Source organism: Sinomicrobium halophytocola (assembly GCF_052983395.1).
Genome location: NZ_JBRKIT010000037.1, coordinates 22,893 through 34,978, shown reverse-complemented (window position 1 = coordinate 34,978; position 12,086 = coordinate 22,893). Strand labels below are relative to the sequence as shown.

Here is a 12,086-nt window from a genome sequence, read left to right as displayed (position 1 = left end):
AAATTTAAGTTTAGTATCCGGGGTTTTGTTGTAATGTCGGTTGCCCTGTTTCATTGACGCTTAAGTCAATCTGAGGCTGTGGAATCGGGTAGTACTCGTTTTTCCCGCTAACGAATCTCCCTCCACGAACATCAGTGGTTATTCCTCCCTGGTATTCAAAATAACTATTAAGCACTTCTTCGGCAATTCCCCAACGTACCAGATCAAAGAATCGGTGACCTTCCATTGCCAATTCAAGTTTTCGTTCAAAATAGATGGCCTTCAGGGCGTCTTCCTTCGAACTGAATTGAGCCGAGGTATATTCCTCTATAGTATAATTTGCCGCATTGGTACCTTCATCAAATCCTCCCATTGGTTTCTCATCATCGATATATTCTTTAAGGAAACCGTCCGGATTAGCAGCACGTCTCCGTACCCGGTTAACATATTCCATGGCTGCGGAGAGGCTTCCTGCCTCGGCCTCGGCCTCGGCCGCCATAAGCAACACATCGGCAAACCGAATGACATGAACATTAATGGCTGTTCCCGGGGCCCAGGAACTCTGATCGGCATACTGATCTTGTGTAGCCTGCCAGTAAATATTCTTTTTCGGTGCATATGGACCTCCGTACCTCTGGTCGCGTATCCAGGCAGCGCCGGGATGGTCTCCCCAGTCATGAAACGGAATTCCACGGCGTCCTACGGTCCAATCCAGCCTGGGGTCCAATGATCCGGTATACGGATCAAAAGAAGCATTGGCAGAAACGCCCATATCGCTTTTAACCGAGTCTTCATTATAATTATCCAGATCCGGCAGACCGGTCCCGGCATCCGTTTTATAGGAATTCACCAGGTCTTGTGTGGGCTGAAGAAAACCGCAACATCTGAATGGACTGTTATACGGGAAGTTCAACTTCCCCCCTTGATTGGAGTTTGTGATATTGCCAGTTCCATCGTTAGCTACCATCTGGATGTCAAATACTGTTTCCGCATTATTTTCTGTAGCCGCGTCAAAATTATCTTTGAACAGCGGAACGAGGTCATACTTTACACCTCCGGAATTCACCCCGGAATTAATGGTTTCGTCAAAGATCTCCTTGGCTTCGGTAAACTTATTCTGGTAGAGATAGGTTTTTCCGAGATACGCGGCGGCGGCCCATTTATTGGCCCGGCCGAATTCTTCCTGTGTGGGCGGCAGATTTTCATAGGCATACTGAAAATCAGCCTCGATCATAGGCCAGATGTCTTGGTCATTGGGCTGGTTCGGATCTTCTGTAGTTTCGTCAATCCAGGGAACCATATTGAACATTTTCTTCAGTTCAAAATAATAATGTCCCCTCAAAAAACGAGCCTGCCCGGCTATATTTTCCCGGTCTGCTTCGGATACATCGGGTGCATTTTCCAGGTAATAAAGGGTATTGTTACTTCTTTTCACACCTTCGTACAATGCTTTCCATTTGGAATTAAAAAAGCCATTTGAAGCATCCGATGTAAATTTTGCAATCGGGTCAATTGCAGGCTGATCTCCCCCGAAACTCCCCTTGCTGGCGGCTCCTCCGGCGACAGCACCATAGATCCAGTTGTCCGGCGCGGCCTCCCAGGGATTTCCTCCCCCGATCGCTTCATCATCACCCTGTCCGTCCAGAACGGCATAAGCACCTATCAGTAATTTTTCAACTCCCGCCTGATCCGTTTCATCCAGTACACTCCCCTCCAGGGATCCCAAAGCAGGCTGATCCAGGAAGCTATCGGCACATGAAAACACCAGCAGAAGTACAAAAACAGGAACACAAAATCGTTCTATTTGTTTTATAAGTTTCATATGTTTTATTTTTAGGTTTATCATTAGAATATTACATTAAGTCCGAATAATAACTGTCTCTGATTCGGATAAGCCCCTTCGTCGATTCCAAAATTCACGCTTTCTCCGGATATTTCAGGGTCCAGACCGGAATATGAGGTAATAGTAAACGCGTTTACCATTTGCACATACAACCTCAACTTGGTCAACTGGATTTTTTCCAGAATGGCGGAAGGAAGCGAATATCCCAGTTGAATCTGTCGCGCTCTTAAATACGAACCATCTTCCACAAAGTATGAATTAGGGTTGCTTGCAGCGCTGGTAGCTCCTCTTGTTTCCTGAATAGGAGCGGAAGCATTTGTATTTTGCGGGGTCCAGGAATCGTACAATGCGGTTTTACTTTTAGCGCCCTGAAACGAGCTGTAAAAATCGGTCCACCAGCGTACGTTGTTCCAGATATCATTGCCCTGAGATCCATAGAGGAACGCACTGAAGTCCCAATTTTTATAAAGCAGTTCAATATTCAATCCGTAAGTAAAATCAGGGTTCGGATTTCCCAGGAAGGTCCTGTCATCGGCCGTGATCCTGCCATCGTTGTTGATGTCTGCATAACGGAACCGTCCCACTCCTCCTATCTCGGGATCTGTACTGACATCATTCTGATATTGTGCATCCGGATTTCCCGTGGCTTCAGCAGCCTGTGCATTCGCCTCTTCAATCTCCTCATTCGAATCCCAGAAACCATCCACTTTATATCCGAAAAACTGACTTACCGAATGGCCCACCTGGTTTCTGATAATAGAACTACCATTAAAACGCCGGCCTTCCAGGTCAAAATAATCCCTGCTGTTAGACACTTTGGTTATTTCGTTGCTATAAGTAGTAAACGTAACGGTAGTGTTTAATCTCAGGTCCTCTCCCAAATCAAAATAGGTAGAAAGGTCCACATCAAACCCGCTGTTTGTCATTGAAGCTATATTCACATAAGGAACGGTCGCCGCTCCTTCGGTTCCCAATAATTCCGGATTGAATAATAAGTCTTTAATATCTTTCCTGTAGTAATCTGCTGTTAACTGCACCGTATTATTGAACAATGAAGCATCGATCCCGATATTTGTATTAGTATTCTTTTCCCAAACAGCACCCGGGTTTCCTATCCGGGATTGTTCAAATCCTTCCGCCAATGCGGAATTACCTCCTCCTATAGCGTAAAACGAGGTCCTGTTATTTCCTCCGAAAGTTGTGAATGAATTTGGTGGATCGACATTTAACTGATTTCCCATAACACCATAACCCCCTCGTATTTTCAGGTCATTGACCCAACTATCCTCCGGGAAAAAGTTTTCGTTGGCCATATTCCAGCCCACACTAAAAGCGGGGAACCAGCCATATTGATTGTTTAAAAACCTGGATGATCCGTCTCTACGGATTGTGGCACTTAACAGATACCGGTCATCAAAATTATAATCCAGCCTTCCGAAATAGGAGGCCAGGGCATCGGCATATTTAAAACTGTAATTCGTTTGCGTTCCCGAACCGGTCTCCAGGGTCACATAATCCGGGTCAAAAGAAAAATAGCCCTGCCTGGAACCTCCTACTTCACGTCCTTTGTTTTGATAGGCCTCCGTTCCCAGCAAAACGGTTACATTATGAATATCATTAAAAGAATTGTGATATTTTACCGTATTGGTCCAGGTCCAGTTGAAGTTGGTAGCCGCTGCTTCGGAATACTGATTTACAGATAAATTCTCCGAATTTTCATATTCGGGAAACTGAAAAGAATTGAAGCTATTGGTAAAGTACTGCCCCCCGAAACTGGTCCTGAAAGTAAAGTGTTCCAGAAAATCCGCTTCGGCGAAAACATTACCGAATATCCTGGTAGACACCCCCCGGTTATTCCGCGTACGGTCCATGATCGCAACCGGGTTTTTGGCATTCCCAAGCTCATTACCGAAGGAGCCCGCATAATTTCCCATAATATCGTGAACCGGGATAATAGGTTGTTGCCGGAAGGCCATTCCTATGGCACTGTCTTCGGTTAATGCATCAATTTGTGGGTTGTCCCGAATAGTAAAACTTATATTTTCACCCACACGAATATTGTCACTAATATTATATGTTGAATTTGCCCTGATTGTATAGCGTTTTAAGTAAGTATTCTTCAACGTTCCTTCCTGGTTAAAATAATTCAGGGAAAAAAGATAACTCCCCTGCTCATTGCCGTTACTTACCGACAAATTATGACTTTGTATACTCGCAGGACTGAAAATTTCCTGGAACCAGTTGGTTCCTTTTTTGTTTGCCATTACGATCCGGTAAAAACTATCCAGATCTTCCGAACTGGTATAATTGGGATTTATATAGTACAAAGACTCATCGACAGAATTTGCTCCCACGGGAGCGATATAATTCGGAAGCACAGGGGCAGCTCCGTTCCCGTACTGTTCGCTGCTCGGAGTGGCACTCGGGTCGGTGTTCCGCTGTGCGATGAAATTGAGTTCTGCCATTTCCTGTGAATTCAGAATATTCCACGGATTTCCTTTCTGGACCATCTGAACACCATAGAAAGCGTCATAAGTAACTTTCATTCGGCCTTGCCCCTTTTTTGTGGTAATAATGATTACCCCGTTTGCCGCTCTTGAACCGTAAATGGAAGCAGAAGAAGCATCCTTAAGTACCTGCATGGTCTCTATATCGTTAGGGTTAATATCCCCGATCCCGTCTGTCGGAATACCGTCTACAACATAAAGAGGCGTATTGTTACCAAAGGTATTGGCCCCGCGTATTTTCACCTGTGCTGCTTCCCCGGGTTGTCCTCCTCCGGTTATGGTAACCCCGGAAACCCTCCCCTGAAGCTGATTGGTGACATCGGCTGTAGGCTGTTGCGTCAATTCTTCCGTTTTCACGACCGACACCGCGCCGGTGAGGTCTTGTTTACGCTGTGTCCCATACCCCACAACAACTACTTCGTCCAACAGTGCGAGGTCTTCCTGGAGCGATACATCCACAACGTCCCGTCCGTCTACCGGCACTTCCAGTGTTTTAAATCCGACATAGGAAACCACAAGGACTGCTGCATCGCTACTTACTTCTATAGTATAATTCCCGTCAAAATCGGCAACCACACCATTAGTTGTCCCCTTCTCCATCACACTGGCCCCTACCAACGGCTGGCCATCTTCAGAAGTGACCTTACCGCTTACCTGTAAAAAAACAGACATTTTTTCTTTTTTTTCTGACTCCGGCGGTGTACCGAAGACATGTCCTGACACCAGGAACATACAACAAAAAAGCAAAACACACATGGCATTTTGCAGCACGATACGAATTCTCGTAAAGGTTCTTTTTCTCATAAAGTAAAGTTTGTTAGTTGTTTAATTAAGACGTCCTTATACACAAAACCGGTTTAAACAACAAGGCAGAAATCCCTTAAATACTGTTATCCGTTGTTTTATTCTTTTGATTTGACAAAAAGACTATTTCGGCCGGGGTCTTTCCGATATTGTGAATAAGCTGTTTCTTCACAAAAAGTAGGAATAAAAAAATTCATTTTCTTTTTATGAAAAAGATCGGCTTCTAAGAAAAGTTTAAAGTAGGATTATTAAATTTTTCTTAAAAAAAATTTATACCAACGACATGATTTTGTTTATGAACGACTTGTTTTTTAATACTAAAAGAATATTTGCTAATATAAACACAAAAAAATTAACAGTAATTATACTTTTTAATCAATTATTTGTACAATTAATTTAGCAGAAGAAAATAACAATTTCTTTACCCCTAATACTCGGCGTAAAAAAGGATTACAAAAAATAACTCAATAATTGTCTATTATACAATTCAGTATTTAAGAATAAACTTATAAGAGGTAACGGAATATATTCTTATTACATTCCGGAAAAAAAGAAGCAATTGCAAATTGCGTAAAATTTCTAACGGCCATCAGGTATAAAAACGGGAGGAGTCTGCTTTGTTGTGAACCAGCAACCTCAGGGCAAGTTTATGAATCAAACGGGCAGACCTTAGTTCATTTCAAAGCAGGACCCCTAGACAAATATTGGACAGACATTGCGAAATAGACTTTATTTAATGGGATTTAAAAGTTACTATTGTCGCACCTTCTGATTCCCACTACAAGCCGAGACAAACAGTAGCCATAAAACTACCGGATTTTTATCCTTTTAACTTGATATTACAGCCTCCCCGGTATTTCTTTTTTCACAATAAAAACATGGGGATTTCACTATATCCTAACAATAAAATCTTATTTGTGTTAAAAAAACACTCGTTATTTTATATATTTGCTATTCGTTAACGTTAACTATCCCCGAATGCTTAACCAAAACTTAAACCATGAATAAAAAGATCACGGATAAAATTCTCTTTCCTATTCAATTCACCGGCAAGTCGTTTATTCTCCAATTTTTACTGGGAGGTTTCTTTATTTTTGGCGCTGTAGCGGCAGAAGATCCCGGAACGTTCGAATATATCCAACAGGAAATAAGCGGTACGGTTCACGATACCAATAACACTCCCCTCCCCGGTGTTAGTGTGCAGTTAGTAGGTACAACCAAAGGAGTTGTCACAGATTTTGACGGAAATTATGCTATAGAAGCAAGAAGCGGAGATGTTCTTGAGTTCTCTTATATAGGCATGCGTACACAACGTATCACCGTAGCAGATGACAACACCATAGCGGTAGTCATGGAAGAAGATTACGAATCGTTGGACGAAGTTATCATTACAGGGTATGGTAGTCAGAAAAAAGGCGAAGTCACTGCGGCAATTTCTTCGGTAGATGCCGGGTCCATCGAAAAAATAGCAACCTCCAGCGGTGTGGATGCCATAAAAGGCCAGGTAGCCGGCGTGGATATTGTTCCCCAGGGCGGAAGGCCCGGAGAAAATGTTACCGTAAGGATACGGGGACGCCGTTCTATTGGGGCCTCCAACGACCCTCTTTATGTGATAGACGGTATCCCACAGATAAGCGGAACCAGTTCCATTACCGACATCAACCCACAGGACATCGAATCTATGCAGGTATTAAAGGATGCCGCCGCAACGGCCATATACGGCTCCAGGGGAGCCAACGGGGTTGTCCTTATTACAACCAAACGCGGAAAAGCGGGAAAAACATCGGTATCGTACAGCAGTCACTTCGGAATCACTTCAGCTACCCAGCTTGTAGATATGATGGACGGTGAAGAGTTCGCCCGGATGAAACGGGAATCCCAAAGAAGTTCCTGGAACGGAACGATACCAAATGACGAAAAGATCTTTTTAGATGCCGTAGAACTTAAATCCATCGCCGAAGGGAGATCGACAGACTGGCTCGACGAGGCCATTGCCACCGGCTGGCAGACCAATCACCAGATCAGCGTTAGTGGCGGATCGGAAAAAACTACCTTCAACACCTCTATAGGCTATTTTAAGGAAGAGGGGATCATTCCCACCATAGATTACGAACGCTATACCGGGAGAATAAACCTCGACCACAAAATAAGTGATGTCTTTAAGGTTGGGGTTTCTTTTGCTATATCGCATGCCATACAAAACTGGGGTTCTTCGGCCACAGTCTCCGAAGCACTGTTAAACAACCCGCTGGGCGTACCGCGCGACGAAAACGGCGAACTCATCTTTTTGCCCACCACCGATGGCTTGCGGACCAATCCCTTAAGTGAGCTCGTAAAAGGCTCTTATATAGACGAGCGTAAATTCACCCGCATCTTCGCACCGGTTTACCTGGATATTTACATAAACAGCAACCTGAAATGGACCACGACCTTCGGTCCCGATATACGTTACAGGCGGCGCGGCCTGTTCCAGGGCAGTTATACCAATGCCAACCGGGGCGGCCCCGGGGATGCGTCCATAGAACACAATGACAACTTCGGGTATACGCTGGAGAACCTGCTTACCTACAACCAGACCATCGGTGCGGATCACAACCTCAAGGTAACCCTGCTCCAAAGTATCCAGAAATCCAGGACAGAGAATTCCCTGGCCGGGGTATCTAATATCCCCTATGAAGAACAACAGTTTTACAACCTTGGTTCGGCATCCGTCAAAGGGGATATTACTTCCGGACTGATAGAATGGAGTCTGGCATCTTTTATGGGACGGGTAAATTATGATATCGCCGGAAAATACCTCTTCCAGGCCTCTGTCCGGGCCGACGGGTCATCACGCCTGGCCGCCGGGAACAAGTGGAATTACTTTCCCGGTCTTTCCGCCGGGTGGCGGATATCCCAGGAAAAATTCATGCAAGACTCCGAGGTTTTCGATGATCTCAAACTACGGGCCTCTTACGGAGAAGTAGGGAACACCTCAGTAGATCCTTACCAGACCGCAGGAAGATTGGAAGGCACCGTATATGCCTTTGGTAATACCCCCGCCCTGGGCCAGGGATTAAACGAAATTGCCAATCCCAATCTCGGATGGGAAGTCTCCAAAACCATAGATATAGGACTGGATTACAGCCTCTTCCGCGGCAGGGTCCAGGGAAGTATCGACTGGTATCATACCAAAACCTCCGATATCCTCCTGGATCGCGGCCTTCCATACACTTCCGGGTATGAGGATATTCTTCAGAACATCGGAGCTACAAGCAGTAAGGGACTGGAATTTAATATCGATGCCAATATCATAGACAACCCGAAAGGATTTAAATGGAACCTTGCCTTCAATATTGCCGGGTATAAGGAAAAGATCACCGAACTGGCCCTGAGGGACGAAAACGGAAATCCCGTAGATGATGTGGGTAATCAGTGGTTTATAGGAAAATCCATCAATGTCTTCTACGATTACCGGAAGATTGGTATTTACCAGTCTGATGAAGCAGACCTGGCCGCAACCGCCGAGGGAAAGGTACCCGGGGAAATAAAACTGGAAGATCTGGACGGCGATGGCATTATATCTCCCGACGACCGGGTGATCCTGGGCTCGGATGTTCCCGATTTTTACGGCGGTATCACCAACAGTTTCGCCTATAAGGGCATAGATTTCAGTTTCTTTTTCTATTTCCGCCAGGGGCAAATGGTACGAAGCCGTTTCCACGACGATAACAATACGCTGTTTGGGCGCTTCAACAACCTGGACGTGGATTACTGGACCATAGACAATCCCACCAATGACTATCCCCGCCCTAACCAGAACCAGGAAAGGCCCAGAAATGCATCTACCTTGAGTTATTTTGACGGCAGTTTTATAAAGCTGCGCAATGTCAGCCTCGGCTATAATCTACCCGAATCGGTCACCGAAAACCTGGGTGTGTCTTCCCTGAGGTTCTATGTTTCCGGGCAAAACCTGTTCTTCATATCCAAATTCGACACTTTCGATCCGGAGAACACCGGGAATCCGGACAGTAACGGACAATTAAACGGCAATACCATACCAAGTAATAAAATGTACCTTTTGGGGCTGAAAGTAGTTTTCTGACGCCCCTACTGTTCCCCTCGGAATACAAGGAATTTTTAACCCATAAATGCTATACGTTATGAACAGAAAAATATATGCAGGACTCGTACTGTTACAGGTATCACTCCTTACCTCCTGTAACAAATTCCTGGAAGAAGACCTGGTAACAAATGTATCCGCATCTTCATACTACACTACCGAAAAAGGGCTCGAAGATGCGGTCAGGGCCACTTACGCCTCTTTAAAGACCGTTTACGGTCAGGAAGTAGGTTTCACCATGACCACATTCGGCACGGATATCTTCACCAATGGTTCAGACGGAGGATTTAAATACTACAATTTTTATGACGGTACGCTCAATGCGTCCGACGCTTATGTACGGGATGCCTGGAGAGAATGGTATAAAGGGATCAACCAGGCCAATGCAGTAGTGGACAGGTCCGAAGGATTGGAGATGAACGAAGCACTGAAAGAAAACCGCCTGGCAGAAGTGCGTTTTTTACGCGCACTGTTTTACTTTAACATCGTGACCACCTATGGCGATGCCCATCTCACGCTCGAAGAAACCGAAGAAATAGAGATCGAGGCCAACAGGACCCCGGTTGCGGAAATATATCAACAGGCCATTGTTCCGGACCTGGAATATGCCATAGAAATGCTTCCTGACACCCAATCGGATTACGGACGCATTACCAAAGCAGCGGCGCAGTTCCTCCTGGGGAAAGTACTGCTTACCAGGAGTTACACCTCTTATGGGGAAGAAGATGACGCCTCCCGGTCGGAATCGTTATTCACCCATGTCATCGAAGACTACGGGTTCAGGCTCCTGGACCGTTATGCGGACCTGTGGGATATTAACAACAAGCAGAACGATGAAATTATTCTTTCCGTGATCAATTCCAAGGCCCAGGTCGATGACGGCACGGATGACCTGGGACATCGCGGACACCTCTTTTTCCTGATGGAATACGACATTTTGCCGGGGATGGCCAGGGATGTAGAAAACGGAAGGCCCTGGAAAAGGTTTAAACCCACCGACTTTCTACTCTCTTTGTGGGACAGGGAAAAAGATGCCAGGTATGATGAAGGCTTTACCCATGTCTGGTATACCAACAATCCGAACGAAAAACTCCAGCTCGGAGATACGGCAGTATATATTCCCGGTCCGGGAAAAGATGAACTATGGCCTCAATCCCGACAGGATACAAAACCTTACATGGTTATTACGAAAGACGAATACACGGAACGGTTATTTCCGAGCGTACTGAAATGGCTGGATCCCACCCGTCCCGATCACCAAAGGGAGCCATCACAGCGCGATCATATTCTCATGCGCCTGGCCGATGCCTACCTCCTCCGTGCAGAAGCGAGGCTTATGCAGAACAACACCACAGGAGCTGCCGAAGACATTAATGAAATAAGGCGCCGGGCAGCCCAACCGGGTATGGAAGCCGAAATGGAAGTAAGTGCATCAGACATTACACTCGATTTCATACTCGATGAAAGGGCACGCGAACTCTACGGAGAAGGGTATCGCTGGTATGACCTGGTCAGGACCGGGAAACTTGTGGAACGGGTGCGGCTACACAATCCCATGGGCGCAAATAATATTAAGGATTACCATGTTCTGCGCCCCATACCACTGGACCAGATAGACCGTACGATTAACGAATATCCTCAAAATCCGGGATACCCGAATTAGGCCACGGTTTTTCGACAAAATATATTATTACGTTTGAGGATGCTTCTAAAAGCCATGGAGATTTTCTTTCACTACAATTTCCACCGGAATGTCAATATGCAGTTCGGAAGCATCCTTTTCCGTTAAAAATTTAAATAATCCTTTTACGGCATTATATCCCTGGTATTCCGGTTTTTGATTAATGAGAAAAGATATTTCATCACGGTTCAGACAATCCAGATTCTCTTTATTCAGGTCAAATCCCACAACAGGGACATCAGTTACGCCATACCTGCGGAAAACCGGAGGAAGCATATACGCACGCGAATTCGTTACAAATATCCCTTTATTCCTTTGGTCCTTCAACAATTTCTCCATACCGGAAACCACTTCCAGGGGTTGGTTTAACGGGTAATTTACAGTATATATTTCTATCTTCTCTTTCGTATTCCCGGAATCGAAAAATTCCCGGAACCCGTTCTCCCGTTGCCTGCTGTTTTCGTGAAGCCCTTTGGCATTTACAATATTTAACACGATGTAGATCCCTTCTCCACCTACCAGTCCATGCAACAACCTGCCGGCTACCAGCCCTGCCTGATGTGCATTCTGACAGATAAAATAGCCGGGATGATCGAAGGTTACCCTGGTATCGAGAAACACTACAGGTATCTCCTTCTCCATGGCTTTCCTAAGCAGCCGATCACTTTCGGGTGTGAAAAAGGGGACCGTGACTATGCCATCAAAAGGTGTATTGAGCATTTTCCGGCTCATGGAAATAAAAACAAGAGGATCGGAAAAATAAAAATAGGTAATCTCAATGCCGTGGTCATTCAACTCTTCCGCTGCTTTGTCCATTCCTTTCTTTGGAAGTTCCCAATACACCCAGTTATTAGTAGCTTCGGGAATAAGCACGGCTATTTTTACTTTTTTATGGGTGCCCAACCGAAGACGGCTCGCTACCGTATTTTTTTTATAACCGGTTTTTTTTACAACATCACGTATCCTTTGTTCGGTGATTTTAGATACCCCTCCCCGGTTGTGAAGCACTCTGTCCACAGTACCAATAGATACTTCAGCCAGTTTTGCTATCTGTTTAATTCCAACAGGTTCTTTCATATCTGATCTGAGACATTTTGCAGCAAACTACTGCCTGCTGTACTGTATTTAATATCGTATAAAGATAATAAAGGGATTTTTAAAAGACGTTTC

The 12,086-nt window shown here is 45.1% G+C and carries 5 protein-coding genes; 2 read left to right on the top strand and 3 right to left on the bottom strand.

Annotated elements, in window-relative coordinates:
* Positions 1-10: 10 nt before the first annotated feature.
* Complete coding sequence (locus ACVBDY_RS15745) at positions 11-1,801, bottom strand: RagB/SusD family nutrient uptake outer membrane protein (RefSeq protein ID WP_447176416.1); 1,791 nt, start codon at positions 1,799-1,801, stop codon at positions 11-13.
* A gap of 23 nt (positions 1,802-1,824) precedes the next feature.
* The gene (locus ACVBDY_RS15740) at positions 1,825-5,133 is read right to left on the bottom strand and encodes a SusC/RagA family TonB-linked outer membrane protein (RefSeq protein WP_447176415.1); all 3,309 of its coding nucleotides are present in this window, start codon (positions 5,131-5,133) and stop codon (positions 1,825-1,827) included.
* Between the two features lie 1,000 nt (positions 5,134-6,133).
* On the opposite strand from ACVBDY_RS15740, the gene ACVBDY_RS15735 reads away from it, so the two are divergent.
* The gene (locus tag ACVBDY_RS15735) at positions 6,134-9,217 is read left to right on the top strand and encodes a SusC/RagA family TonB-linked outer membrane protein (RefSeq protein WP_447176414.1); all 3,084 of its coding nucleotides are present in this window, start codon (positions 6,134-6,136) and stop codon (positions 9,215-9,217) included.
* A 58-nt stretch (positions 9,218-9,275) separates the two neighbouring features.
* The gene (locus ACVBDY_RS15730) at positions 9,276-10,898 is read left to right on the top strand and encodes a RagB/SusD family nutrient uptake outer membrane protein (RefSeq protein WP_447176413.1); all 1,623 of its coding nucleotides are present in this window, start codon (positions 9,276-9,278) and stop codon (positions 10,896-10,898) included.
* 45 nt (positions 10,899-10,943) lie between these two features.
* On the opposite strand, the gene ACVBDY_RS15725 is transcribed toward ACVBDY_RS15730, so the two are convergent.
* Entirely contained in the window at positions 10,944-11,993 is a 1,050-nt protein-coding gene (locus ACVBDY_RS15725; RefSeq protein WP_447176412.1) for a substrate-binding domain-containing protein, read from the bottom strand.
* Positions 11,994-12,086 lie beyond the last annotated feature (93 nt).